This window comes from Desmonostoc vinosum, assembly GCF_059505385.1.
On sequence record NZ_JCACKM010000305.1, the window covers coordinates 1 to 26,451 of the forward strand.

Below are 26,451 nucleotides of genomic sequence, written 5' to 3' on the forward strand. Positions count from 1 at the left end.
CTCGTAGAGAAGCGGGGCGTAGCCCAACAAAAAAATATTTATGCAAGAGGTCTAAAGTGCCTAAATGCATACCCTATGATTAAATGTATCGCAGGGTAAATTAAATAAAATGCTTCATGCGCCGAGACTCGATTTTTTACAAACTATTTCAACAATCCCCGACTTTGCTATTTGAGTTATTGACAAATCCGCCAACAAATGCAGATGCTTATCGATTTGATTGCGTAGCTGTTAAAGAACCCAAATTTGAAATCGATGGTGTATTTCTGCCACCAGAAAATGCCAGTCCAGGTACTGTATATTTTTGTGAAGTCCAATTTCAAAGGGATGAACAGCTTTACGAAAGAGTATTTGCAGAATCGTGGTTATATTTTTACCGTAACCGTGCCAGATTTAGCGACTGGCAAGTAGTAATCATTTACCCGTCACGTAGCATTGAGCAAAATGATATTTATCCTCATCGCTCATTACTCAACGGCGGACAAGTACATCGGATATATTTGGATGAATTGGGAGACATTCGTCAATTATCCTTATGGGTAGCACTAACGGTGTTGACTACAGTGGAACCAGAACAAGCACCAGATGAAGCAAGGTATTTGTTGACAAGAACCAGTCAAGAAGTATCTGAAACAACGAGTCGCGCCATAATAGAGATGCTGACAACCATTATGGTGTACAAGTTTGAAACATTAAGTCGAGTCGAGGTAGAGTCGATGCTAGGAATAACGCTCAAGGAAACAAGAGTTTATCGAGAAATTAAGGAAGAAGGACGCAAAGAAGGACGCAAAGAAGGACGCAAAGAAGGACGCAAAGAAGAAGCTGCTAACCTGATTATCCGACTGCTGACTAAGCGATTTGGAGAATTGTCTGTGGAAACGCGATCGCTTATCCTAGATTTACCTTTAACAGTTCTCGAAGATTTGAGCGAAGCGCTGTTAGATTTTGCCAGTTTAGCTGATTTGTCGGTTTGGTTAGAAGCAGTTGAAAATTAAGAGTGCGTAGGCGTAGCTCGCCGCAGGCATCACCATTGTCTGCAAGATAACTAGAATCAGTAAGCGATCGCCTAGTCAAATTCTTCAGGTGGAATAACTGCTTTTAGCTTGATGAAATTTGGTACAGCAACCCTTTCAAGGATAGTCATCGGCCCATAGTCTTTGAGAATCTGCATTTGTTGCTCGTTTCGCACTAGTAGCGCACCTGCAAATCCCAATGAATTCACAGATATAGATTGAAAACACTCTTGCGATCGCGGTACAATCAGCATCCATTCTCGCGTTGCTAGCAGATTATAAGCACCAGATTGCTCATTACCATCAACTGTGCCTAAACCCACAGCACGCAACAAAGCGTAATAAAGTTCTAGTGTTGCTTCAGCTCCTGTTGATGGATCTAATTTTGCAAAAGCATGTGCAAAAGGTAATCCTGGTATAGTTGCAATCGAATTGAGAAATTGTGCTGATGCTAGCAGTGGTTCGATGGGTATCTGCACTCCAGAAGGTGCAAGTGGTAAAGGTACAAGTTGTAGATGTTTGTGTCGCTGGCTAGCACCTGCAATTTTACCACTGTTGTAAAATGCCAAACTCTCAAACTCAGCCAAACATGCCAACATTGCAGCAAAATCTTCTTGAGTCAGTAAGCTTTCTTGTTCCTCAAAGGCACGAGTAATCAACAGCAAATGGTAATCAACAACGTTAAACTTGTTCAAAATACACACATGGGTATCAGAAATATCTGCAATAAATAAATCTTTTTCATAAGGAAGAAAAGGATTAAACTCTTTACCAGAGGAAGTGGCTTGCTTTTCTCGTTTTTGTTTGGCTGCATCTTTGCGGGCAAGGTTAGATAAAATTCGCACTAAGAAATGCACACCATCTTGTTCTACAAATTCAAACTCTGTTGGTATAGAAAGCAATGCTCCACACTGTAGAGCATACTCAGTCTGTTTGATGACACTTGTCCACAAACTACCTGATTTCAACATCATAATTTGTAATTAAAATATACAGAAAAAGTCTTGATATTTAAGAGGTTTTTGTAAGCTAATAATCATTCAAATTGCATCCCCGCGTCTCCCCTTAAGCGCGTCCTCCGAAGTTTGCTCAACGGGGGGAACCCCCGTTGAGCAACTTCTCTTTGCGTCTTTCTGAGGCAAAGGATTATGCAAGTTCAAGGCAGATTAGCTTAGCCATGGGGGTATAGCTAGATGGTGGTTTCCCGCAGGGTAGCGAAAAGCTGATTTGTCACTCTCTCTAACACTTTTAGTGCTATTAACGAACCTCGAATCAGTCGAGTTGCAGCAATCGGTTCTTGTAAGAGTTTTAGTGCTAATAGTAGGGGTTGTAGTGAACCTTCTGAATTTATTGCTGATGATAAATCAGGTATATCGTGCCCAGAGTCGTCGCTAACAACTCGCAGCATTGCCACTGCCCCTGCCGCTGCTTGGAAAAACTCTAAAGCTGCAAATCCTTCCATGTCAACAACGTCAACTTCTAAAGTCGTAGCCAAATGAAGTTTTTCACCTGCTAAAGCAATGACGCGATCGCTTGTTAACGATTTGACTAAAGAGACATCTTGTTGTGTGAGCGAGTGTAACTGGGTAGTGAGAGTGCGATCGCATTCTCGAACTTGTGCCTGATAAACACAATCTCGATACAATACAACGTCTCCAACGACAAAGTGCTTTGTCAGGCTGCCACAAATACCCATAACTAGTATGTTTTGTGGCTCATTGTGAATGTTTTCACTCGCTTGTCCTTTTTGCAAGTATTGAGCTAGAGGCTTCATTCCCATCGGAATTGGTACGACAGTTGGCATTACACCTCTGAGGCCCTTTAAACCGCGACAAACAGCTTTATATTCCGCACCAGACGGTACTAAAATTTTGTGGATGAGTGGCATACTCATCTCTTGCCTACCACCCAGGCCGAACTACCTGGTTGAATAGCGCCTAGATTGAGGCTATCTGCTGGACTGCCGTTTTTGGGCATGTAGTATGGTGAAGGTACACTTCCTGAAAGTCTCAATTGTGGATCAACAGTTATGGGGCGATCGCCTCCTGGTTTAATGTTGTAGAAAAGGTTATTTTCTAAACCTATCGAAATACCCAACGAATTGTTGATTTTATTAGGCGAGTAGAAAATATTGTTGCTAATCTGCTGGTTCGGAGCTTGTCCATTCTTGAATCGGAAAAGTGGAGATTTTTTATCTGAAATGTATATCGTGTTGTTAGTAAACTTAAAATTTTCCCGTTTGTCGTTCAAGATACCAATCAAGAAGGGGCCTTTTGTTTTTTCAAAAACATTGTGATGAACATTCAAGTTTCTATATTTATTGCCAAAAGAAGAAATTGAATAAGAGCCTCCACGAATATAATTATGGTCAAATTCGATATTGTCGGTAGTTACTTCACAGGCATAATATGGGTTGTTTCCATACCACAAATTATGATGTACACGGATGCTAACCGGCTCTTTTGTTGGCTGAACCGCTAAAGATACCGTGCTGTTGAAGGTAGAATTATAAACTTCGCAACCATAGCACTTATGTGAATAAAGTTCTAAAGCCATCTGTGGAGTCCACCCATTTTGCCACGCATTCCAAGCATCAACTTTGATATCTAAATTGTAAAGCTTAACGTTTCTAAATATACCATCCGTTCCTGGCCCTCTAATACCAGCTTTCCACTTGTCAGTATTGGAACCAATTCCTTGACCACCACGAGTTAATGTATTGATTGTGACATTATGAATGTTGACATTAGTCAGATTCCCTAAATCAATTGCTCTTGATTGTGTGCCACCTCCACCAGCTTTGCGCTTATTGAATGTGCAATCAAATATGTCAAGATAAGCGAACTCACTATCCGAAATTCTTTCCATCTCTATTGCTTGAGATTCATACTTGTTAAATGCCACATTCTCGATATTGAGTCGTTTGGCATCTCGAATAAACAGAGCAGTCGAATATTTATATTTATTGCCATTTAATTGCAGTTTGCTGATAGTAACGTCATTGACTTTAACCAGCCGCATTTCTCCCATAATCGTAGTTGCATCAATTCCTGAGCCTACAAGCTTCACTCCTGATGGCACTGAAACCTTGCCGCCTAAATCAAAAGTCCCTGGGCCAATGCCAATAGTAACTTGTCTTCCCGCAGGAACAGAAGTTAAAGCTTTGTTGAGAGTACGCCAGGGAGAAGATTTTGTACCTCGACCGTTATCTGAACCGTTGCTAGATACATAGTAATCAAAGCTACCAGTGTTCACACCGCCATTACCACCAGTATTGCTGCCGGCAATAAACTGCTCAGGAACCCCAGAAGCTTGCCCAGGTTTATCTAAAGCTTGGCACAAGAAAGCCGATACATCAGCCCGACTGGCTGATTGATTCGGGCGGAGGTATTTGACATTAGGATAATTGACAACGAGGCGTTTTTGTGTTGCAGCGGCAACACCATTGTTGGCATATTTAGGAATTGTTTTGGCGTCAGCGAAATTAGCTAATGTGATGGAGGGAGACTGACTCAAAGAGTAGTTTAAACCACTAACCAAAGCTACTAAAACTTGAGCGCGAGGAATATTTTGACTAGGTTTGAAAACCCCACCGGGATAGCCTGAGAGGAATCCTGTTTGGGAGGCTTTGGCGATCGCACCATTAGCCCAATAGCTTGAGGGGATATCTACAAAACGCGTTGCATTACGAGTCTTTTTCGCGTTGGGGAAAGCCTTATTGAGCATTGCTGCAAACTCTGCTCGAGTTACAGACGCGTTTGGTCGAAAAGTACCATCTGGATAACCAGCAATTAGACCTTGACTAGCCAGTCGTGTAATACATGACTGCGACCAGTTACCTTTAATATCACTAAAAGCAGTTGTTTGAGCTACTTGTGGAGTTGCTGCAAATATCATCGGTTTAACTGCACTAATGATTATTCCTAATCCAACTATGAGTACAGAGACAGACTGCCATTTGTAAATCTGATGCATGGGGATTACTACCTCAACTAATAGTTTTTCTGGTAGAAGTAAACACTTGCGTCACCAGAATATTCTAGATTTTTTCTTTGGTGCTTTGCAGATGCATTTAGAATTTACAACTGAGTAGGGATAGGTTTAACGTTTAAGGCTTGCCATGCTAGGCGTTGCATAATTCGGGATGATTTACCTCACGCAGAGTCGCAGCGAAAAGTTCTGTTCGCGTAGCGTCTCCGTCAGGAGAAGGAGGGTTTCCCTCCGTAGGAACGCCACTTGCGCGGCTGCCGGGGAACCCGTCCAACGCAGTGGCTCAACTTTTCAAGACAGAGGCGCAGAGAGGGTAAGGAGTTTGATATTTCATGGCATCAAATTTCATCCCATGATTCAGCAACGCCCTATGCTACTACGGTTTAGTTGTGATGGTTAATACTTGCGGTGGTGTGGCGTCTGGTGGATAGAGAAAGTCTATTTCTACTAGGGAGCGATCGCCTGCTTTCATATTTATTGATGCCAAGGGTTCCCCAGGTTGACCCCTCCTTTGCACTAAATGCACAAATTGAGTTTGCGGTTCGCCTTTATCATCTCTGTAACGTACCCGCACTGTTCCCCGAAAGAATACTGGTCGGGCTGGGGTACTAAAAAAGCGTAACCCTGGTTGACTTAATTGCTCCTCTTTGAGTGGCGTTTGCAGGGATACACTCACGCTTTGAGATGCTTGAGTATTGTTGTATAGCGGTAACTTGAGACTATATTGAATTCCATAATTGCCATGGGCGCGGTATGCGGTGTCAGGATAGCGTACTAGCATGGGCGCACTCTGAATTTGGCCAGTTCCTAAGCTACCACCAGGTAGCGTACTCAGGGCATAAGAAAACACTTCACCGGGTTTAGGAATAGTTAAATGCTTGGCTTGAGGATTATCTACTAACAAGGCTCGCCATTGAGAACCGCTGGCTACTCCAGCTACACGTCCATAGACTCTGGGTTTGCCAGTTTCCTCTGGGGGAGTAGGGATTTTATCTCGCGGCCCGGACAGTTCCCCGTTATCGAGTAAATTTTGCCACTCTTGTTGAGTTGGCGGACGCTCACTACCATCAGCATTGATCGGTGCAAACATGGCGAGGCTAGCTGCATAGACTCTGCCATTACTCCACAGTCGCATGAATGTAGACCGACCATTTAAAGGTGGTGTTAATCCCTTCACAGGAATGGGTAAATTTAGCAACATCTGACTCTGCCCTGGGGGAATGATAATTTGGGCAGGAAAAATATTTTGTCGCCGTCCTCTTAGCACTTCGGACATGACGCGATCGCCTGGGCCAGCAAAAACTGTACCCAGGGGATTGGGGATAAAGGGCGGTAACTCTATAAATGGTGCATCCGGTTGACTCAAATAACTCGCCGCTTGCAAGATATTTACCTTTACTGATTTGGCACCAGGGTTATGCAGAATTATTCCTAAATATAGTGAGCGTAAATTTTCTGGTGGTTCAGCCTTAGCAACATGGTGGGCAAAAATATCAAATCGTCCTCTCAAGGGAAAATTTAGATGTGCTGTTGGCACTTTTTTGCCATCTGGGGGAAAAGTGGAAAGTAAAATTCCTTCTTTCAACACCAACTCAGGACTATTACTGTTAAATACTGTTACTTTATCTAAATCTCCTGATAAAGGACGCACTTGTTGTGGTTGTACCACTTCTTGTGGTGGTGGCGTGACTGGATTTAATTGTGCGATCAGAAAATTTAGTAGCAATGTAAACATATATGGGGAGTAGGGAGTGGGGAGTGGGGAGTAGGGAACAGGGAACTTGTACTGAGCGAAGTCGTACCCCTATGGGGATCTTGCTACGCGTAGCGTCTCCGACAGGAGAAGTATGGGGAACAGTAAGAAAAACCTGCCAAAATATCGGGGAGTTGTGTCTCTAATTCAATTTTTGAACAAAATAAAAACATTTTTAAGGGGGGACGCGCGGCGCCAGAAAAAATACGTCCTTGTACAAATCCCCTAATTTGAATTATGGAGATTTCCCTATCCTTTATTCCTTATTCCCTGTTCCCTTTTACGAAGGATACATCTGTCAGTTGTGTAAGTCTAGTTTATAAAAGTGCCAGTTTGTTAATAATTAATACAAAATCGGCCAGAATTCCTCCCAAATTTTCCTGATGCAAAACCGGAACGTGAACGAAGATGCAACGCGCAGCGAGTTGGGTTTGCCGCAGGTAGTCTAACACCGAATAATAAAGACCTTCACAGACAAATTTACCGCACTCAGAGCTAATCTCAATTGCTGTCGCTCCTGATACCAATTCTTCTAAATTAACTTCTGTCTGCAAAATGCTTTCTTGGTGGCTAGCATTGATTTCTATACTTAATTTTTTTCGGCTGGCAGCCATGCCACAACAAACGATGAAATCTGGTTGAATGTCATTGATTTTTGCAATTACCTGACAACTAGCAAGCTCCACATCTACGGGTAACAGGCGTAAAAAAGTTAAAGCATGTGGTATCAACTCAAGTTTGGCAACTTCTAGTAATAAATCATCAGAAGAATTTGACAGTTGATCGTCTAGCCAAGTGTCAAAAGAAGTTAATAGAATTGTTTTATTCATAAGGAATATTATTTACAATAGAAAAACCCTCCATAATTAATTTACAAGGAGCAGGTAAATGCCAGTGATTGCAGTCGTAGACTACGACATGGGAAATTTGCACTCAGTCTGCAAAGGCTTGGAAAAAGCTGGGGCAACTCCGAATGTTACTTATTCTCCAAAAGAATTAGAACGGGCAGATGCAATAGTCTTACCTGGAGTAGGAGCATTTGATCCAGCAGTGCAACATTTGCGATCGCGAGGCTTAGAACAACCGATTAAAGAAGCGATTGCATCTGGCAAACCCTTCTTAGGAATTTGTCTAGGATTGCAAATTCTATTTGAATCTAGTTCAGAAGGTACTCAACCCGGACTCGGAATTGTTCGCGGCAAAGTGCGAAGATTTATTCCAGAACCTAACATTACCATCCCGCATATGGGGTGGAATCAACTGGAGTTCACTCAACCAAAAAGCATTTTGTGGGAGCATTTGCCAGCAAATCCTTGGGTATATTTTGTTCATTCTTACTATGTTGACCCCATCGAAGCGCAAATTCGGGCTGCAACTGTTACCCACGGTAATCAAACTGTAACAGCTGCGATCGCTCACGAAAACTTGATGGCAGTGCAATTTCATCCCGAAAAATCCTCTAATATCGGACTGCAAATCTTGTCTAATTTTGTTGCTCAAGTCCGAGAAAAAATCCCCGCATAATATTAATTTGAATTTCGTCATTTGTTTTTTGTCCTTTGTGCAAAACTAATGACCAATGACTATTTGCCCTGAGCGAAGTCATACCCTGCGGGATCTTGCTAGCAAGAGCGTCTTTGCCAGGAGAAGGGATAACCAATGAGTTTGAGAATTTACGGGAATCGTCAGCTAAAAACTTTACCAGGTAGAGAAACTAGACCCACTAGTGCGCGGGTAAGAGAGGCGCTGTTTAATATTTGGCAAGGAGAAATTGCTGGTTGTCGCTGGCTAGATGTATGCGCTGGTAGTGGTTCAATGGGCGCAGAGGCTTTGTGTAGAGGAGCCGGTTTTGTAGTGGGGATTGAGCAATCTAGCCGCGCCTGTGCCACCATCAAACAAAACTGGCAGCGCGTAGCCGATGGCGAACAGCAATGGCAGTTATTGCAGGGAGATGCAATCAAGCAGCTAAAAAACTTATCAGCAAAGCAATTTGACAGAATTTACTTTGATCCGCCCTATGCTAGCGGATTATATCAAGCAGTATTAGAAGCGATCGCAGATTATCAGCTTTTAGACCCTAGCGGCGAAATCGCAGTTGAACACAGTCCCCAAGGATGGACACCCTCAATAATTCCAACTTGGGAGATTTGCCGCCAAAAAGTTTACGGCAACACAGCTTTGACTTTTTATCGGAATGGGGAGTAGGGAATGGGGAGTAGGGAATGGGGAGTAGGGAATGGGGAACTCGCGGCCCCTGCTCCCTCATCCCTAGCCCTTAGCCCCCCAGTTGGTTGGGACGCTTATATTGTTTATAGGCGGCGTAAAACAGTCCACCGAGGGTAACTACAATCAAACCAAGGACAATACCTGAGAGTAGGGGTTCAACCACTGTAAATTTCCTCTTTGCAATTATTAAACATTTGTTTCCTGTTTTTGATTTTACCAAATCTCTTATGAATCCCGCGCTCTACAGCGTTTTTGTACCGAAAGAATAACTAGAAAATTGTCTTTTGTGCTTGCAGACACAATCAAGAACTTTTAAGCTATGTGTAGGAAATGAAAACTTTTCTGTACATTTAGACTTCACCGCAAACCTTTTGGATAACCAGATTACCAAACCCGAAATTCTGATGCAGCGGATCGTTTTGTTGGCTCTAGCGATACTGTTAGCAGTGCCTCTGGGCTTTTTTGGTGTTCAGATGGTTAGAGCCTCAGATCCCTACGTTAAGAGTGTTCTCTCCTTGACGGGAGATCCTATTCAAGGACACGCAATTTTTCAAATCAACTGTGCTGGTTGTCATGGTTTAGAAGCAGACGGACGGGTAGGGCCCAGTTTGCAAGCAGTCTCAAAGCGAAAGTCAGAGTATCGATTAATTCGCCAAGTGATTAGTGGTGAAACGCCCCCAATGCCAAAATTCCAGCCCAGCACCCAAGCAATGGCTGATCTTTTAAGCTATTTAGAAACGCTGTAATAGGCAAAGGGGTGTGGGCGTATGGGGGTTAGGTTGCTGAGCGAAGTCGAAGCACCCCTAGTTTTTGTGAATAGCGATCGCACCATACGTTACTTTGCAATTGCTTCATAATTATCAAGTATATATAAAATTTTTGCTAGTAAAAATACGTAACCACTATTTATTTTGTACACTTATACACTGTCATCCCAATAACGACAGTATAGAAAAATCAAGCTTTCGTGGGATAGGTATCTTGCCTATCTAGGTGTGAAATCAATTTAACAGTTCAACAGCCTTAATAAAAGCTATACCGCCACAACTTCTGTTAGTTAGTGGCACTGTGGCGTTTGAATGAACACTTATATTTACTTAGGATTTTTCTCATGGCAAATACCCATATACCCCAACGCTCAATCAGACAACAATCAACGGTTCGGCTTGTATTTATTGATTCAGCAGTCGAAGACTACCAAAGCTTAGCAGCAGGCGTTCTACCAGACACAGAAGTGGTTATCTTAGATGCCAAGCGAGATGGCATAGCCCAAATTAGTGAAGTTTTACTGGGATGGCCACAAAAAGTTAATAGCTTGCATATCGTCTCTCACGGCGCACCAGGTAAGGTTTATTTAGGTAACACACAACTGAGTCAACAAACCCTCAACTTATATGCTGGGCAATTGATGGACTGGGCGAATGTTTTAACAAATGATGCTTGCGTACTACTGTATGGCTGTGAAGTTGCCCGAACTAATGCAGGTAAGGCATTTGTGCAGCAGTTGAGTGAATTAACAGGTGCAAATGTAGCAGCATCAGATGACTATACCGGGAGTGCTGCCAAGGGGGGTGACTGGGAACTGGAGGTGATGACGGGAAATATCGCTGCTACACTTGCCTTTGTGCCAGCTACCTTAGAAGCTTATAGTGCTGTACTAGCTGAGCCATATTTAGTGAAAGATATTTTGCCTGGTGGGTCTACAGGTGCTTACAGTCGTATCTACTCTCTCACCAATGTCAATGGCACACTCTACTTTTTCTCTAACACATTCTCTAACACAGGTAACGACAACATAGTTGAGTTATGGAAGAGTGATGGTACAAAGAGTGGAACTGTATTGGTTAAAGATCAAATCAATGTAGAGTTTGAGGTTTACGAACCCTATCCAATCAGTGTCAATGATACCCTATACTTTATTTTTAAAGACGACATCAACGGGTCTGAGTTGTGGAAGAGCGATGGTACAGAAAGTGGCACTAGACTAGTCAAAGACATCAACCCAGGACGTGATAATTCTTTTCCTCTGTTCTTGACTGAAGCCAATGGTACACTCTACTTTTATCCCTACAATAACAATTATGGATATGAGTTGTGGAAGAGCGATGGCACAGAGAGTGGCACTAGACTAGTCAAAGACATCATACCAGGCCCTGTTAGTTCTAGTTATGGTTTGATTAACGTTAACGGTACACTCTACTTCACTGCTGACAATGGCAAAACTGGAAGCGAACTGTGGAAGAGTGATGGCACAGAGAGTGGCACTATACTAGTCAAAGACATCATACCAGGTTCTGGTAGTTATAGTCTCTCCCTGTTAACTAACGTCAATGGTATTTTATACTTCTATGCTCAAGACTACTCCGGTATTGTTGATTACAAACGTGGGTTATGGAAGAGTGATGGCACAGAGAGTGGAACCGTCCTTATTAAAGAAGATATCAGTGTTTTTTTTGAATGGACTAACATCAATAGCACTTTCTACTTCGGAAGTATTGACGGTAAGTATGGATATGAATTGTGGAAGAGCGATGGCACAGAGAATGGCACAAAACTAGTCAAAGACATTAACCCAGGGTCTGATGGTTCCAATCCCTCTTGGTTAATCAATATCAACGATACACTCTACTTCTCTGCTAATGATGGCAAAAATGGGGTTGGGTTGTGGAAGAGTGATGGCACTACTGCTGGAACTGTCTTGGTTAAAGACATTAACCCAGGATTTGATTCTTTTACAGGAAATCCCTCTAGATTAACCAATGTTAATGGTACGCTTTATTTCACTGTAGACGACGGTATAAATGGAACGGAACTGTGGAAGAGTGATGGTACCACTGCTGGAACTGTCTTGGTTAAAAACATCAACCCAGGATCTAAAGGTTCTAATCCCTCGCTGTTAACCAACGTCAACGGTATACTCTACTTTGCTGTTGATGATGGCATAAATGGAATGCAGTTATGGGCATTGAACACCAAGCCTACACCATACACTGTTAGTATCACTGCCATTGACGCCAACGCCAAAGAAGCAGGCACAGACCCTGGTAAATTCCGAATTAGCCGCACTGGCAATACGAATGCAGCCCTCACCGTTGATTACACTATTGGCGGCACAGGTACTCAAGGTAGCGACTACAACAATCTTAGCGGTAGCGTGGCGATCGCCGCAGGCAAAACCTCTGTAGACATCACCATCACTCCAGTAGATGATGCCTTTCTCGAAATTAACGAAACTGTCATCCTATCCCTTGGAAGTAGCTCAAGCTACGACATAGATACATCTAAAACCTCTGCAACACTCACCATTGCCGACAACGACTTCAACGGCAGCAAAAAAGGTACAAGCAGTCGTGACATTCTCACAGGTACAAATAAAAACGATATCATCACTGGCTTTCAAGGGGCAGATATCCTCACTGGCGGTGGTGGCAATGATTGGTTTTTCTACACAAGTTTGCGGGATGCTAGAGATACAATTACTGACTTTGTTGCTGGTAAAGACCAAATTGTCTTGAGGCAACTGTTCCAGAGTTTGAGTGTTAGTAATGCTAACTACAGCAATGCCATTTCTGGCGGTTATTTAAGTTTTGGTACTGCTGGTAGCAATACCACAGTGCTAATTGACCCTGATGGTTCAGGGGGTCGCAGTCGTCCTACACCCTTAGTGACGGTGCAAGGTGTAAACCAAGCGACTTTAGCTAACGCGAATAATTTCGTGTTTTAAGTTCTAGGCTTACTCCTTAGTTGCACGCTAACGAGTATTTGTTGTTGACTTCATTTACAAAATCTCTGTTAAGGAATCTTATGTCAATTTCCCGATTTATCCAACGTTCCACTTTGAGTGTAAGCATCGTTACCCTAGCTAGCTTGGGTATAACCACAAGTCCTTCAGAAGCTGCTAGCGTAGACTTCAGCACTTGGGAGAAATTTGGTGATGTTCTGCCTCAGCCTGGTTTAGTTTTCCTAACCAATGATGCCATCCAACAAGATGATGACCCTAAACCCTCTGGTTTTTACAATGTATCAGGCCAACCAGCAGGTGAAGCTAGTCCTAACCCAGATTTACAAGCCTTTCTTGGCTTAGGTGATAGCGCCCTAGATATCGATGGCCAAGCATTTGAAGGCTCAGCAATCAAATCTTTAGTTACTGTAGAAGATGGGGGAAAATTCAGTTTTGATTGGTCTTTTAGTACCCAAGAGACTGTCAATAAAGACTTTGGCTTTTTCTTCGTCAACAACAGAGTCTTCAAGCTAGCTGACTATACCAATGCATCCTTTGCCAATAGCTATACTTACAATTTCAGAAAAGCAGGAACTTACACCATAGGTTTTGGAGTTGTAGATATAGATGACTACACAACCTCGTCAACCTTTTTGTTAACAAAGGCTAATTTAGAAACTGTTCCCGAACCTTTGACTATCTTGGGTTCACTAACAGCACTGGGTTTTGGTGTTGGTATGCGACGGTTGCGGAAAAAAATGTCTGCGTAGACACGAATTTAATTTTTTAGAAGTTACCAGCATACAGCGATCGCCAATACTAAATAATATGAGTAGGGGCGATCGCCTCTACTTACCTAATTCCCTGCAATCAAATTATTTTGGTGAAATTTTGTCAAAATATTTACGGATTTTGCAATGTTAATCACTAATACACTTCAATTCCCAACAAAGCAACTATCTCTAAGTCGCCTTGTATTTATCGATTCCGCAGTCAAAGATTACCAAAGCTTAGCAGCAGGTGTGCTACCCGACACAGAAGTAATCATCTTGGATGCCAAGCGAGACACCATAGCACAAATTAGTCAAGTGTTGCTGAAACAAACAGGAAAAGTTAACAGCTTGCATATATCACCATCATCCCAGTCGATGACAGCAGAATCGAAAGAGCTTGTACTAAGCGACCAATAACCTAGATAATCATAGTCACTTATTGACAAATTTTAAACATTTCTTACATTATTGTTTAAGATTTGTCAATAAATGTCGAAGTGTTCCCTGTTCTCCGTTCCCTTCTTCGATAAAACTTTTCATTGCCAAATACGTACAATCTTTGATAAAAACTCAAATAAATTGTATATTCGTAAAGTGTGTCTAAAGTTACTTTTAATTTTCACAAAACAATGTCTACTGAGCTTTGGCTCAGTGAGATATGCCTAAAACCTCTGGCAAGATAGCTCAAGAACAGCTTCTTGAAAAGATCCAATATTTTTGAAATTCACAAAAGCTAATGACTGAAGCGATCTATATTGGTAATCGTACAATTGCGGCGAGTGAGGTAGTTCCTTTACTGGCAAGCTACCAAATGCTACCACAGTTGCAGCGGGAATTGATCATCGACGAAGCGATCGCACTAGTAGAGTGTACGCCTGAAGAAGTAGCTCAAGCTCAGCAGCATTTTTTTACTGAAAAACAGCTGACAAATGAAGCTGAGGTGCAAGCTTGGATGACCTATCAAGGTTTGAGTGCTAGTCAACTAGAAGCTGTCACCACTCGTAGACTGAAAATTGAAAAATTTAAGCAAGCTACTTGGAGTCATAAACTAGAATCCTACTTTTTTCAGTGCAAGACAAAACTGGACAAAGTAATTTATTCTCTACTGCGAACTCAAGATGTAGGCATTGCTCAAGAACTCTACTTCCGCATTCAAGATAAAGAAAAATCTTTTGCTGAAGTAGCGCGGGAATTCTCTCTTGGGCCAGAGGCTCAAACAGGCGGTTTAGTAGGGCCAATTGAATTGAATGCACTACATCCGGCTATGGTGCAAATGCTCTCTAGCATTCAACCCGGCCAAGTTTCACCCCCGACTCGTATCGCTGAATGGTTTGTGATTTTGCGCTTGGAAAAATTTATTCCCGCACAACTTGATGAACCCATGAAAGCACGCTTGCTAAATGAACTCTTTGAAGCTTGGCTACAAGAACAACAAAAGAAAATCATATCTGATTCACAAACAAGCTCCTAACGAAGGCAGGAGTCCGTTTTTGTAACGGGGATTTATGGCCAGAACCAAAAACTTTGGACGAAGTCCGGTTTTAGACCTGATTGTTTCGATTGGCGTTTGAGGAATGTAGCCGTCCTCCGGGCGTCTTCCCGCAGGGTAAACCAACATGGATATTAGTGTTGGGTTTCGCTTTGCTTAACCCAACCTACGGCTATTACACCGTTTTAGCCTTGAAACGCTAGTAGATGCTTATGAAAATTTCTCCGCGTTCCCGGTCTTTGCGTTAACCCAGGGCGACCGCATCATGTCAATAAGACTAGTATATTCTCAATAAACTTCAAAATAATGTCATCAGTCCCTGCTTATTGACAAAGATTTTAGCGTAGACGCTCTGCGGCTTGCCATAGGCATCGCTTTAAATCTTGGAAAGTAAATCAAACGAGAAATCCTGATTTTTTCGTTGGTTCTTAATTTTGGTCATAATCGGCAGTACTTTAGATGCGTTTGCCCTGTAGTTCACCCCTAAAGATAAGTCTTCAAGCGAACATGATATTATTCATGTGAAATCTCAAGGCTGCGCTGCTTTACCCACGTCTACGTCAAACAATTTGACATTGAAATAGAGTTTTAGCCTTAAGTAAAATGATGTTATAAAGGCAGAGTAACGCAGTCAAACAAAAATGGAATTCCAAACTAGAATTATTTCAGTAGAACTTACTGATGGTACAAATATTAGAGTTGAAGCAACACCAATTGGTGAACGGAAAATAAATTTTCAAACTCGACCTTTTAACGAAGTAACTGTAGGTATAGAATCTCTTAGTAAGGAAATTGCCGAAACATTACAAAAAGTTAAGCCAGATAAGGCAAGTGTCAGATTTGGTATAGATATTGGTATTGAATCGGGTAAACTTATACCTCTACTTGTCAAAGGTACTTCTACAGCTAATATAGAGATTACTTTAGAATGGGGCTAATTAAGTACTATATTATTTTCCTGTTAAGCATTCCCTGTTCCCTGTCTCTACGAATGAATTTAATTTTGCCCAGCTACTTATTGATTTATATTTACGATTTTAATTTAAACTGGTCAAATTTTAATACCTCAGAATCGGGTTTGCGCGTATCAAAACGATAGCTATTAACTGTACCTGTACCTGTATCAAAAATACTAAAAACGGTAATATCATTGCTGGCGATGTATGGCAGAGGTTGACCATCTTCACCTAATAGAGGAGCAATTGTTGGTACTATGGGTTTTAATCCATTAGGATCGCCAAGTGCAACATAATCTTCTTGGTATCCAACTGGCACTTCTCGCTTTTTGTTACCCCAGGCAGCACCATAGGTATTACCAACATTAGATGTTTCTAGAAAATGCATACCACTGGGACTCACAAAGCGGTTCCACAAATGAGAATGTCCGTAAAATACAAGTTGCACATCGGCGGCTTCTAATAGAGGGACAACATCGCGGATAATATAATCAGCGTCTTTAGGGTATTCGTAACGTACAGCTTTAATGTCGCGATCGCTATCTTTTTCAATTATTTGTACTGGGTCTGTATAAGCAGGAACAATGTTATCACCCAAAGTATGGGGTGGATGATGAAACATCATAACTTTATACTTAGCTTGTTTAAATTCAGGACTATTAAGTTCTGCTGCTAACCAATTGTATTGCTTACTGCCTTTGCTAATTGGCTCAAAAATTAGCTGTCCATGACCCCAATTCTCTGGATGATTTAAATCTTTTTCTGATTCTCTATATCTACCTTTATACTTGCCCTCTAAGCTAGGAGAACGCCATATATTAGTAATATAAAGTACTATTAAACGCACGTCACCAAAACTAACTGCATAGTATCTTTTTCCACCTTCTTTACTTGTTGGTAAGGTGAAAAGTTCTTCATAGGTAATAGTATTAAAAGAATGATCAATCAGAGATTTACCACTATATAGTTTTTGAGCAACTTTTCGGGGAATTGCATCATCAAATTCGCTATTTAAACCTCTGGTTTTGGTAAACCTTCCCATTACTTCATGATTACCAATACAGGTAAACATTGGTGCATGTTGAATTATTTGTCCACCAGTGTAGGTTGTCTTGACGCCATTGTGGTCAATTTCATATTTGGCACGACCTTGTAAGCCGGGAAATAACGCACCACCCCGATTATCATCAAACCATTCTGAGGCGCGATCGGGTGTATTGGCTAAATCACCAGCAAACCACACCCCATCTACTCGTTCAACTGTCTTCACAACCTGTTGCAGATTTGCCGCTGTCATCGCCTTGAGTTGATGGTCAGAAGTCAGTAAAATTTTCAGCGGTGTACCTGGTTTTGGCGTAGGTGTAAGGGTAAAAACATCGCTGCTAACACTCTCTCCATCTTCTCGCACACTAGTAACGCGATAAGAAACCCGGACACTCGGAGTTAACTCAGTTACCTCCGTTTCGTGTCGCCAAATGTCGCGTTTCACAGGTTGCTGATAAACTTGTCCGTTTTGGGTTTGGTTGCCTACTCTCGATTGCTGATCTTCACGGGTACGGCTAAGTTTAGTTGTAATTGCCCTAGCAGTTTGCTGAAGATTTTCGCCGTAGGTGACTGTGTGTTTAGTACCAGCAAACTCAGTAAACCACACCACTCGCACTGAGGTTTCAGTTGGTAATTGCAAAAATGGATCAGTCAGTAGTTGGGGTGATGAGTTCGTAGTTGTTTGCCCTAATGAATGCATACTTGCCAGGTTAAGACAGATGAAAAATGTAAGAACAGCCGTTAGAAGTTGTTTTCTGACCATGATAATTCTGGGCAACATGTGCCCAAGTAATTATACAGTGATAAATTTAAAGCTAGGTTAAACCAATGATCAGCAGCGATACAATTTTACTGAAGTTCACTACATAAATTTAGCCTTGTCGCCTTCTTATTCGCACTCACGTTTTGTGACATAGTGACGGTAGCGAAACATAGCCTCTAGTTGAGCTTGCACTAACCAACCACTAATAAATTCAACTGATTGTCCACCAGGCATGGAGAATGAAATATTATCAGTTAACTTGGTGTTGCCATTTTCCGGTTTAAATTCATGTCGATGCGCCCAAGACTCAAAAGGCCCAGATATCTGTTCGTCGGTAAACAAGCGATATTTTTCGTGTTCGGTGTGTCGTGCTAACCAAGTTAAGGGTAACGGCCCAAGAAAAAGGCGAAATTCTGTAATTGCACCTACATCCAGCCCACCCTCACGGCGAACTACTTGGACTGGTTGCCAAGGTGGAGTTAGCAGTTGCAGAATATCTGGTCTTTCGTGAAATTTCCAAACTACTTCTGTAGGTGCGTTAATCACTGAGGAATGTATAAAGTGCAGCATGGAGAGAAAAACTTAAAATTTAGCTTTCGGGTTCTGTATCAATCTCAATATCTAGAGTGTCTTCATCCATCCGGACATATAAGATATTGGGGTTACAGCAAACTTGACAATCTTCCACATAAGATTGCTGTGCCCCTGCGCTTAAATCAACAAAAGTTAGGTTTGGTTCGCCACAATAGGCACAGTAATACTCTGCTGTTGTTTGCATCTGTAATGGGGAGTGGGGAGTGGGGATTGAGGATTGGGGATTGGGGACTGGGGACTGGGGAACTCGGGGCCCCCGCTCCCGGAGGGAGTGGGGAGTGGGGAATTGTGTTTCTCCCTCATCTTCCTCATCTCCCTCATCTTCCTCATCTCCCTTATCCCCCTCATCCCTCACACTGGCTGTAGTTCTTTGGGGGATGAGTCGAAATGACTGGTAGCATCAGCCAAATGCTTTAGTAGTGTAGACTGTGGTAGAGGCCCTTGCAAGTGACTCCAGGGTAATACTTGCTCTGTTGACCAGTCAGCGTGGACGTAGAAATCTAAGTCTGGGATTTGCCCTTTGAGCTGTTTAAAAGCGCGTTTGTAGCTACCCAAAGAATCGCCAAAGTTGCGTGTGATTTCGAGAAGTTGAGCAAGCCTGCGATCGCCTCTCGATAACAAAGCCTGTATGATTGACCAATTATAGCTTTCTGGACGAAAATCTATCCCCTGTGGTTTGAGTTGTTTTCGTAATAATTGCAACCGCTTTTCGGCTTGGCGATTTACTCCCAACCACTGAAACGGCGTGTGGGCCTTGGGTACAAAGGTGCTGCATCCTAGTGTTAAACGCAATCCTGGAGTAGCTTTTTTAATACTCCGAATCATTGCTACGGTTTGCTCTAAATCTTCTGGTTCTTCACCAGGAATTCCTACCATCCCGTAGAGTTTGAGGGCTGTTAATCCGCCAGCTTTGGCGTTGATTGCGGCTTGGATAATTTCATCGTTATTCAGCTTTTTGTTGATAATTTGCCGGACTTTTTCGGAACCACTTTCTACGGCAATGGTAAGCGATCGCGTGTCTCGTTGTGCTAAAGTTTTTGCCAACTGTACTGTGACTGTATTGGTTCGCACTGAAGCAATACTAAGGCGAACATCATCATACTTTGGTTGACTAATATAATCTAGCAATGTCTCAAATTCTGGATGCTGGGTAACAGAAGCCCCCAATAATCCCAACCGATTAGTAACTTGTAAACCTCGTTCTATGGCTGGAATTAATGAACCTTCAAGACTAGCTGTTCTAAAAGGTAATGTGAGATAACTCGCCAGACAAAAACGGCACATTTCTGGGCAACTTCTCACCACTTCCACCATATAAATATTTTCCCATGCTGCTTTTTCGGTGACTACAGTTGATGCTGATAGGGTATTGCCTCGATAAGTTTGCTTTTGCACCACAGCGGTAACTTCTGGAAAAATTGGTTTAATTGACTTTATTGGCCCATCAACTGTTTGATATGTCACCTCATATAAACTAGGAATATAAATTCCTGGTATTTGTGCGAGTGCTTTAAGTTGAGTTTGTCGAGAAGCATTTCTGACTTCTTGATATGCCGCAATAAAATTTCCTAGTAAGTCTTCTCCATCACCCAGCAAAACAACATCAAAAAAGTCTGCAAACGGTTCAGGGTTAGCAGTGAGAACGGGGCCACCACCAAAAATAATGGGATGACGATCATCGCGTTCAGTTGCTCGCATGGGAATTTCTAGAGATTCCAGTAAATTTAAAATATTGACATAATCGAGTTCCCAAGAAATAGAAAATCCCACTATTTCTGGCTTTCTCGGCAGTTGTTCATGAGTATCTGTAAACAGGCGACTCACCTGCACATCCTCACGCATTGCTAAAGTTGCCCAAACTACCTGATAGCCAAGGCTGGTAATACCTACACTGTATTCATTGGGAAAAGCAAAAATCAGCGGTATAGCGTTGTTAATGGGGGTAGCAGGGGTAAATAGAAGGCGTTCAGAGGCGAATACAGATGATGGCATGGGAATGGGGAGGGGCAAGAGGACGCGGGACATGGGGACACGGTGAGACAGCGAGTAAAGAAGGGTTTCCCTCCGCAGGCGACTGCGTTAGCGAGCTTGCGAGCGTCACCCGTAGGGGGACGCGGAGAAAATTTCTCCCTCATCTCCCGGTTGGTGAGCGAAGTCGTTCGACATCTCCCTACTCCCCACTCCCTGTATATCTAATTTTAAGCCATAGAATTATGAGGTTAAAAATTAATGTGATTCCGTTAGATAGAATAATTGGCAGAGATTGCAGATAAATTCCATAGATTAACCATAAAAAAAGACCGCTCATAAATGTAGTTAGCATGACGAAAGAAACGTCTTTTGCTGATTTTGTTTGCCACGTTTTATGCATCTGTGGCAAAAAGGCGATCGTAGTAAGTGTGCCAGCAATTAATCCTAAAATTGTCATGAAATTCATCAGATATAAACCTATAAGATATAGACAAATATAGAGACGTAGCATTGCTACGTCTCTACTGTTCATAGGAAAAACTATTTAATTCTTCATGATGCTTTAAATTACCTCATAAGCACCGATATCTACCCGACGACCAGAGATCCGCGCAAAGCCAAAGCCACGTCCATCAAAGGGTATTGGTTCAGTAATATTGCGATCGCCATCTAAATCTGTGGTATCAGCGGGTACATCTGCATTATTACCAGCGTTAATCGCAGGACTGCCTGTAACGAGGGCATAAGTATTAGCAGTACCGCCGTTATCTCGTAGGATAGCATCTATCACTTTATTGAGAGGAACATTTAACTGTTCGCTGTTGTTAAAGCCTGTATTATCACCATCAAGAGTACCAATTATATTAGAGCCATTGCTAGTAAAGTCGCCGATCACATCAGTAAAAGTAGTCTTGGTAGTGCCAGTAGAATCATCGTAAATGTCATAGTTGCCAGCAATGATGCTATTGTTCACTGTGGCAGTGCCAAAATTGTGAATACCGTTAGCATATCTATAAAAAGAAAAATCGTTGGAACCACTGTTGAAAGCTATGGTACTGTTGTTCACGGTCAAGTTACCAGAATTGAGAATACCTCCTGCTGCCCTAGCTTTATTGTCACTAATGGTACTATTGTTTATTGTTAAGGTACCCTCATTAGTGATCGCACCCCCGCTACCAACAGTCGAGTTGTTACGGATAGTGATGTTGCTTAACGTTAAAGTGCCAAAGTTATAGATGGCCCTACCTCCGAAGTAATCATCAGGAGATGCGCTGCTGCTATCGGCAATAGTTAACCCCTCTATTTCAACAGTTACACCATCACTAATTTCAATATTCCCAGCAATGGTGAGCAATTTTCCACCTGGGCCTTCAATAGTGAGGTCGTCTTTAATGAGGAGACCGCCTTTTACTCTATCAGGAATATCATCAGCAAATACCCCATCAAATTTAATGATGTCTTTTCCGGCATTAGCATTAGCATCTGATAGTGCTTGCCGCAGAGAACCACTACCACTGTCGTTAGTATTAGTGACAGTAAAAGTAGAATTTGATACTCCTAAAAATGCAAAATTAAAAGCGTTATTTAGTATCGCAGGAGACTGATTCCGCAAGGTAATAAACTTGATTGGGCGATTAGCGCCGGAGAAACCATCAGTATCAATCAGTAAAATTGTGTTCCTGTCATCAATTTGGAAGCGCAAGTAGCCTCCTGAGATGGCACTGTCAAAATTGATGTTATTTACACCAGAATTACTAAAAATTCGCCTTTGCAGAACAATCTTGTCACTGCCAACTTCAAAATCAGTAATTGTATCGCCTGTATCACGAATATTAGTGTAAACGAATGTATCAGCACCAACACCACCTGTGAGGGTATCTGCTCCTTGGAAGCCAGTGATAATATCGTTGCCAGCAGTACCATTGATGGTGTCGCGTCCAGGCGTTCCATTAATTACATTGACAACTGCCTCATATGCACCAATGTCTACTCGACCGCCAGAAATACGCGCAAACCCAGAACCACGCGCGTCAAAAGGTATTCGTTCAGTGGTGTTGCCGTCTTCATCAACGTCTGTAATATCAGCGGGAATATCTGCGTTTCGCCCTGTGTTAATAGCTGCACTGCCAACAACTAAAGCATGAGTTTTAACTCGGCCACCGTTGTCTCGTAGTATGAGATTAATAACTTCTGTAATCGGAACGTTTAGCCGTTCACTACTGTTGAAGCCGATACTAGGATCAAAATTACCACCAATTAAATTGAAGCCGTTGCTGGAAAATCTGCTGGAAAAGAGGGCTACGGCGACATCAGAATTGAGTGGATTAGTTGTATCATAGTTGCCAGCAATCAGACTGTTATTTACTACAATAGGAGAAGAAGAAGAAGTAGTAGAGTAAATGCCACCGCCGTTAGTACTACTATTAAGCGTGATAGTGCTATTGCTCAACGTCAAGCTGCTGATACCACCAATATAAATGCCACCTCCATAAGAGTTAGCGGAGTTACCACTTATAGTGGTGTTAATCAACTGAGAGCTATCACCCGCAAAGATGCCACCTCCCTCAGACTTAGAAGAGTTGCCGCTAATAGTGCTATTAATCAATATCAAGTCGTCACTACCAAAAATACCACCTCCACTACTACCACTGGAATTACCGCTAATAGTGCTGTTGCTTATTACTGTCGAGGTGCCAAAGCTAAAGTCACTAATACCGCCACCGCTATTTTCACTTGAGTTATTGCTAATAGTGCTGCCGTCCACTACAAGAGTGCCAGAAAGATTACCAATACCGCCGCTTAAGTTACCACTGATTGTACTGTTGTTTACGATCGCATTTCCGGAGTTATTAGAAATACCCCTACCTAAATTACTGCTGATTGTACTGTCATTTATGATCAGACTACTATCAACAAGAGAGCTAGAGTTATAAATGCCAGCACCTGAGTTGCTACTAATAGTACTGTTATTCAACACTACAATAGCATTACTATTGTACAAGCCGCTTCCACCATTGTTTTTGCTGATGATGCTGTTGTTCAGTACAATAGTGGTAGAGCTACCATTGATGTAAAAACCGCTACCAAAACTATCTGCCGAGTTACTACTAATAGTGCTGTTGATGATCCGTGCGATATTTTCACTACTCTCGCCCAGGGCACTATAGTATACACCACCTCCATCTTGTGCAGTGTTATCTTGGATGGAGCTGTTGCTGATCTCTAGAGTAATAAACCGATTGGCATCAGGCTCATTATAGATGCCACCACCACGATCAGCTTGATTGCTACTGATTGTAGTGTGACCGACACTCAGATTACCACTGTTGAAAATGCCTCCACCACCAATAGAATCAGCTTGGTTACTAGTAATTGTCGTGTTGTTTACATTGAGAGTGCCGTTATTAAAAATGCCACCACCAGTACTAGCTTGATTGTTGCTAAATGTAGTATTTTTTATATTTAGAGTACCGTTGTTGAGAATGCCACCGCCTGTTACAGCGTTGCCATTAGCAATAGTCAGTCCCACAATTTCCACAGTAGCAGTGCTGTCTATCTCAAACACACCGCTGTTATTATTACCGCTAACAGTCAATAATTTTTGACCTGTACCTTTAATGCTCAGGTCGTCTGTAATGATTAAACTGCTACCACCAAGGGTAATAGTATCAGCGATGGTATCCGCAAACACACCATTAAAATTGATGAAGTCTTTTCCACTTAAAGCATTGGCATCTAGTATCGCTTGCTGCAAAGAACCACTGCCACTACCATTAGTATTACTGACGTTGAATGTAGCCATTGATTTAACTCCAATACTGCTAGAAAGTACAACCAATCAAATCGCGGGCAATTAAATCAAGATACTGGTTGAGTTATAGTGAAACTCAACTCAGCAATGAATTATCAAAACCAAAGCTTAAAGAAACTACACTTCCGGAAATATACTGAAGTCACCAGATTTTATTTACCATTTATTCTGGATAATCGCTAGCTTAGTGGCAAAAGTTTACAAATTAGATAACAGAGATTTAATGTTTGATAAAATACAGCTAGCTTACGGGAAATAATAGAGAGCGTTTGTATAGAAACCTGACTAAAGCGATCGCCTTCAAAACCAGATATGAAAAAGAGACGCGACAAAAGTGCGTCTCTAAATGATTGATAAAATTTTTACAAAACTCAGCACTTTTTATGATTCTCGTCCTGATGCCCAGGTATCACGCCATTTGACGGTGCCTTCTTTGGCAATTACCCAACGACGGGGAACGAGGTTTTCGCGTAGGGGCGATCGCCCTTCACGCCACAAAGCATATTTGTAAGCAATCAGCTTGCCTGCACTCTCATCAAAGGGAATTTCGGCAAACCAAGTGTTAGTGTTGATGTACTCCAAGGGATATGCTTTGCTGATATCCCAGTTACCCAATTCTGGGCAGTCTCCAGTCACTACAATGGTTTCGCCTGGTTGGGTTTGCACGCCGTTGAGTTGGACGCGTACTATCGTCTGTCCTTTAATCCGTTCGCCAACGTGGCTGAAAACAATTACTCCCCGTTCTTCTAGCACTAGGTCGTGAATTTTACCATCTTTAACTTCATACTTGTTGCGAGTCACAACACAAGTATGTTCGCCATCTGGCAACTCTGTTTCAACTTCTGGGATGGTGACTTCTCCACCCCGGTTGAGTGCGACAAAACACAACGAGTCACGGTAGCGGCGCACGTAACAGTAAACATCGGGGATGAGGTATTTTTGCCAGTGGCTACCCATTGACACGGCGGGATTGAGTCGCCGTAAGCCAGATAACAGCCTGATGTAACGATAAATCTCTGTATCAGTATCCCAACTTTCCATTATTGGGCGGTTGTAGGGGTCATTACCGCCATCGGTATCATTGTGTAGGTACTGTTCTGTGCCGTAATAAATACAGGGAATACCGCGAGATGTCATAATTAGAGCGATCGCCACCTTTAACATCGCTGGATCGGGGTTCAGCGACTGGAAGCGGGGCATATCGTGGTTATCGATGAAGGTAATTAACTCTGTCGCCCCACTGTAGCGATGGTCTTGATCAAAGATATATTGAATTGTCTCAAAACCATTTTCCGAACCTTGCGCTAGTGCTGCCCGAATTGCCACACACAGCCCAAAGTCTAGCATGGTCATGCCAGAGTTATTAGCAAATTCTACAGAGCGATCGTCACCAGGATGGCTGTAAATCCATTCACCAAAAATGAATACATCTGGTTTGTGATTGGTAATATCACCAGTAAATTCTTGCCAAAACCAAATCGGCATATGCTTGACAGTATCAACCCGTAGTGCATCTACACCCCGGTCTAACCATTGCTTAATTGCCGATTTAATATACTGACGATATTCAGTATTGTTTTCATTGAAGGTTGCAAGACCTGCTAATTCACAGTTTTGTACTTGCCATTCATCTTCCCAGTTTTGCACTTCGCCGTAATGATGATACCAGTGATTGACATCATCGTTGAAGTCTGCAATTTTAACGCCGTCATCATATAATTCGCCCTTACTACCGCTGGTATCAGGGCTACTATGGTTGCAAACAATATCTAGCACAAGCTTCATATTTCGCTTGTGCATTTCAGTAATTAACCGATCAAAAGTCGTACTTCTATCTTCTTGAGTCGCGTTGAGAGAAGGGTTTTCTCCTTGAGCGATGTAGCGAGGATTGATTCGCTTGAAGTCTTTTGTCCAATAGCCGTGTAAGGCAGCGTTGCCGACAAACAACTCTTCAACTTGCTCAAATAAAGGAGTTAACCAAATGGCGGTCACTCCCATGTTTTTGAGATAGTCTAGTTTGTCGATGACGCCTTGTAAGTCGCCACCCCAATACTTACCCCAATCTTGTCCTGTAGGATCATAGAGTTCTGAATTAGCACCTTCGCTGTTGTCTAGATCGCCATCATGAAAGCGATCAACGACAAGAAAGTAAATAGTCTCTTGACGAAATTCAATATCCCTAGTATACAGAAACTCTAAGTCAATCTCAGTATCTGATGGTGTTGCTTGTATAATAGCTTCGACTTCTGCCTGTGGAGACTCAACTTTGTACTGCTCTGGTGAAGACTGAGATGGAGGAGTTTTTACCATAAAAGATTCAGGGTTTCATGGAGTTTTAAGCTTGTAT

General features: G+C 42.3%; 22 protein-coding genes. 9 read left to right on the top strand and 13 right to left on the bottom strand.

Annotated elements, in window-relative coordinates:
• Positions 1-116 precede the first annotated feature (116 nt).
• Positions 117-995: an Rpn family recombination-promoting nuclease/putative transposase gene (locus AC5JMF_RS31290; protein ID WP_495799602.1), complete on the top strand. Its 879-nt coding sequence runs from the start codon at positions 117-119 to the stop codon at positions 993-995.
• Positions 996-1,066: 71 nt separating this feature from the next.
• Here the strand turns inward: AC5JMF_RS31290 and AC5JMF_RS31295 are convergent, their stop codons facing one another.
• From AC5JMF_RS31295 to AC5JMF_RS31315, 5 genes are all read right to left on the bottom strand, one after another.
• Positions 1,067-1,987: an ATP adenylyltransferase family protein gene (locus AC5JMF_RS31295; protein ID WP_495799603.1), complete on the bottom strand. Its 921-nt coding sequence runs from the start codon at positions 1,985-1,987 to the stop codon at positions 1,067-1,069.
• Between the two features lie 215 nt (positions 1,988-2,202).
• Positions 2,203-2,901: a phosphorylase family protein gene (locus AC5JMF_RS31300; RefSeq protein ID WP_495799604.1), complete on the bottom strand. Its 699-nt coding sequence runs from the start codon at positions 2,899-2,901 to the stop codon at positions 2,203-2,205.
• Between the two features lie 2 nt (positions 2,902-2,903).
• The gene (locus tag AC5JMF_RS31305; protein WP_495799605.1) at positions 2,904-4,988 is read right to left on the bottom strand and encodes an S-layer homology domain-containing protein; all 2,085 of its coding nucleotides are present in this window, start codon (positions 4,986-4,988) and stop codon (positions 2,904-2,906) included.
• A gap of 391 nt (positions 4,989-5,379) precedes the next feature.
• Positions 5,380-6,738, bottom strand: a complete 1,359-nt coding sequence (locus tag AC5JMF_RS31310; RefSeq protein ID WP_495799606.1) for a DUF3370 domain-containing protein — start codon at positions 6,736-6,738, stop codon at positions 5,380-5,382.
• 335 nt (positions 6,739-7,073) lie between these two features.
• Positions 7,074-7,586: a pyroglutamyl-peptidase I family protein gene (locus tag AC5JMF_RS31315; RefSeq protein WP_495799607.1), complete on the bottom strand. Its 513-nt coding sequence runs from the start codon at positions 7,584-7,586 to the stop codon at positions 7,074-7,076.
• 58 nt (positions 7,587-7,644) lie between these two features.
• Between AC5JMF_RS31315 and hisH the strand changes: the two genes are divergently transcribed.
• Both hisH and rsmD read left to right on the top strand, forming a co-directional pair.
• Positions 7,645-8,280: an imidazole glycerol phosphate synthase subunit HisH gene (gene hisH, locus AC5JMF_RS31320; RefSeq protein ID WP_495799608.1), complete on the top strand. Its 636-nt coding sequence runs from the start codon at positions 7,645-7,647 to the stop codon at positions 8,278-8,280.
• A 135-nt stretch (positions 8,281-8,415) separates the two neighbouring features.
• Positions 8,416-8,961, top strand: coding sequence for a 16S rRNA (guanine(966)-N(2))-methyltransferase RsmD (rsmD, locus tag AC5JMF_RS31325; RefSeq protein WP_495799609.1), 546 nt, complete (start codon positions 8,416-8,418; stop codon positions 8,959-8,961).
• Between the two features lie 70 nt (positions 8,962-9,031).
• Here the strand turns inward: rsmD and petG are convergent, their stop codons facing one another.
• On the bottom strand, positions 9,032-9,145 hold the full coding sequence (petG, locus tag AC5JMF_RS31330) for a cytochrome b6-f complex subunit V (protein ID WP_096553423.1): 114 nt from the start codon (positions 9,143-9,145) through the stop codon (positions 9,032-9,034).
• Between the two features lie 208 nt (positions 9,146-9,353).
• On the opposite strand from petG, the gene AC5JMF_RS31335 reads away from it, so the two are divergent.
• The 6 genes from AC5JMF_RS31335 (at position 9,354) to AC5JMF_RS31360 (ending at position 15,903) form a co-directional block, all read left to right on the top strand.
• A complete protein-coding gene (locus AC5JMF_RS31335) occupies positions 9,354-9,728 on the top strand; it encodes a c-type cytochrome (protein WP_495799610.1) in 375 nt (124 codons plus the stop codon).
• Between the two features lie 365 nt (positions 9,729-10,093).
• Entirely contained in the window at positions 10,094-12,706 is a 2,613-nt protein-coding gene (locus AC5JMF_RS31340) for an ELWxxDGT repeat protein (protein WP_495799611.1), read from the top strand.
• Positions 12,707-12,786: 80 nt separating this feature from the next.
• Positions 12,787-13,473 (top strand): PEP-CTERM sorting domain-containing protein, encoded by a 687-nt coding sequence (locus AC5JMF_RS31345; protein ID WP_495799612.1) that lies wholly within the window; start codon positions 12,787-12,789, stop codon positions 13,471-13,473.
• Positions 13,474-13,620: 147 nt separating this feature from the next.
• The gene (locus AC5JMF_RS31350; RefSeq protein ID WP_495799613.1) at positions 13,621-13,893 is read left to right on the top strand and encodes a DUF4347 domain-containing protein; all 273 of its coding nucleotides are present in this window, start codon (positions 13,621-13,623) and stop codon (positions 13,891-13,893) included.
• A 319-nt stretch (positions 13,894-14,212) separates the two neighbouring features.
• Positions 14,213-14,947, top strand: coding sequence for a peptidylprolyl isomerase (locus AC5JMF_RS31355; RefSeq protein ID WP_495799614.1), 735 nt, complete (start codon positions 14,213-14,215; stop codon positions 14,945-14,947).
• Between the two features lie 659 nt (positions 14,948-15,606).
• Complete coding sequence (locus AC5JMF_RS31360; RefSeq protein WP_495799615.1) at positions 15,607-15,903, top strand: CU044_2847 family protein; 297 nt, start codon at positions 15,607-15,609, stop codon at positions 15,901-15,903.
• 91 nt (positions 15,904-15,994) lie between these two features.
• On the opposite strand, the gene AC5JMF_RS31365 is transcribed toward AC5JMF_RS31360, so the two are convergent.
• The 7 genes from AC5JMF_RS31365 to AC5JMF_RS31395 form a co-directional block, all read right to left on the bottom strand.
• Entirely contained in the window at positions 15,995-17,665 is a 1,671-nt protein-coding gene (locus tag AC5JMF_RS31365; RefSeq protein WP_495799616.1) for a purple acid phosphatase family protein, read from the bottom strand.
• Positions 17,666-17,854: 189 nt separating this feature from the next.
• Positions 17,855-18,298 carry an SRPBCC family protein gene (locus tag AC5JMF_RS31370; RefSeq protein WP_495799617.1) on the bottom strand — a complete coding sequence of 148 codons (444 nt, stop codon included), beginning with the start codon at positions 18,296-18,298 and terminating at the stop codon, positions 17,855-17,857.
• Positions 18,299-18,317: 19 nt separating this feature from the next.
• The gene (locus AC5JMF_RS31375; protein WP_495799618.1) at positions 18,318-18,506 is read right to left on the bottom strand and encodes a CPXCG motif-containing cysteine-rich protein; all 189 of its coding nucleotides are present in this window, start codon (positions 18,504-18,506) and stop codon (positions 18,318-18,320) included.
• Between the two features lie 167 nt (positions 18,507-18,673).
• A complete protein-coding gene (locus AC5JMF_RS31380; RefSeq protein ID WP_495799619.1) occupies positions 18,674-20,314 on the bottom strand; it encodes a B12-binding domain-containing radical SAM protein in 1,641 nt (546 codons plus the stop codon).
• Positions 20,315-20,492: 178 nt separating this feature from the next.
• Positions 20,493-20,759 (bottom strand): SemiSWEET transporter, encoded by a 267-nt coding sequence (locus AC5JMF_RS31385; RefSeq protein ID WP_495799662.1) that lies wholly within the window; start codon positions 20,757-20,759, stop codon positions 20,493-20,495.
• 96 nt (positions 20,760-20,855) lie between these two features.
• Entirely contained in the window at positions 20,856-24,095 is a 3,240-nt protein-coding gene (locus AC5JMF_RS31390; protein WP_495799620.1) for a choice-of-anchor Q domain-containing protein, read from the bottom strand.
• A gap of 390 nt (positions 24,096-24,485) precedes the next feature.
• Entirely contained in the window at positions 24,486-26,414 is a 1,929-nt protein-coding gene (locus AC5JMF_RS31395) for an alpha-amylase family glycosyl hydrolase (RefSeq protein WP_495799621.1), read from the bottom strand.
• Positions 26,415-26,451 lie beyond the last annotated feature (37 nt).

Bases quoted from the DNA above. Each gene is read 5' to 3' on its own strand.
- AC5JMF_RS31390 (WP_495799620.1), bottom strand. From the start codon at position 24,095: ATGGCTACATTCAACGTCAGTAATACTAATGGTAGTGGCAGTGGTTCT.
- AC5JMF_RS31310 (WP_495799606.1), bottom strand. From the start codon at position 6,738: ATGTTTACATTGCTACTAAATTTTCTGATCGCACAATTAAATCCAGTC.
- AC5JMF_RS31305 (WP_495799605.1), bottom strand. From the start codon at position 4,988: ATGCATCAGATTTACAAATGGCAGTCTGTCTCTGTACTCATAGTTGGA.
- AC5JMF_RS31380 (WP_495799619.1), bottom strand. From the start codon at position 20,314: ATGCCATCATCTGTATTCGCCTCTGAACGCCTTCTATTTACCCCTGCT.
- rsmD (WP_495799609.1), top strand. From the start codon at position 8,416: ATGAGTTTGAGAATTTACGGGAATCGTCAGCTAAAAACTTTACCAGGT.
- AC5JMF_RS31345 (WP_495799612.1), top strand. From the start codon at position 12,787: ATGTCAATTTCCCGATTTATCCAACGTTCCACTTTGAGTGTAAGCATC.
- AC5JMF_RS31365 (WP_495799616.1), bottom strand. From the start codon at position 17,665: ATGCATTCATTAGGGCAAACAACTACGAACTCATCACCCCAACTACTG.
- AC5JMF_RS31295 (WP_495799603.1), bottom strand. From the start codon at position 1,987: ATGATGTTGAAATCAGGTAGTTTGTGGACAAGTGTCATCAAACAGACT.
- AC5JMF_RS31350 (WP_495799613.1), top strand. From the start codon at position 13,621: ATGTTAATCACTAATACACTTCAATTCCCAACAAAGCAACTATCTCTA.
- AC5JMF_RS31375 (WP_495799618.1), bottom strand. From the start codon at position 18,506: ATGCAAACAACAGCAGAGTATTACTGTGCCTATTGTGGCGAACCAAAC.
- AC5JMF_RS31370 (WP_495799617.1), bottom strand. From the start codon at position 18,298: ATGCTGCACTTTATACATTCCTCAGTGATTAACGCACCTACAGAAGTA.
- hisH (WP_495799608.1), top strand. From the start codon at position 7,645: ATGCCAGTGATTGCAGTCGTAGACTACGACATGGGAAATTTGCACTCA.
- AC5JMF_RS31340 (WP_495799611.1), top strand. From the start codon at position 10,094: ATGGCAAATACCCATATACCCCAACGCTCAATCAGACAACAATCAACG.
- AC5JMF_RS31300 (WP_495799604.1), bottom strand. From the start codon at position 2,901: ATGCCACTCATCCACAAAATTTTAGTACCGTCTGGTGCGGAATATAAA.
- AC5JMF_RS31290 (WP_495799602.1), top strand. From the start codon at position 117: ATGCGCCGAGACTCGATTTTTTACAAACTATTTCAACAATCCCCGACT.
- AC5JMF_RS31360 (WP_495799615.1), top strand. From the start codon at position 15,607: ATGGAATTCCAAACTAGAATTATTTCAGTAGAACTTACTGATGGTACA.
- AC5JMF_RS31385 (WP_495799662.1), bottom strand. From the start codon at position 20,759: ATGAATTTCATGACAATTTTAGGATTAATTGCTGGCACACTTACTACG.
- AC5JMF_RS31395 (WP_495799621.1), bottom strand. From the start codon at position 26,414: ATGGTAAAAACTCCTCCATCTCAGTCTTCACCAGAGCAGTACAAAGTT.
- AC5JMF_RS31315 (WP_495799607.1), bottom strand. From the start codon at position 7,586: ATGAATAAAACAATTCTATTAACTTCTTTTGACACTTGGCTAGACGAT.
- AC5JMF_RS31355 (WP_495799614.1), top strand. From the start codon at position 14,213: ATGACTGAAGCGATCTATATTGGTAATCGTACAATTGCGGCGAGTGAG.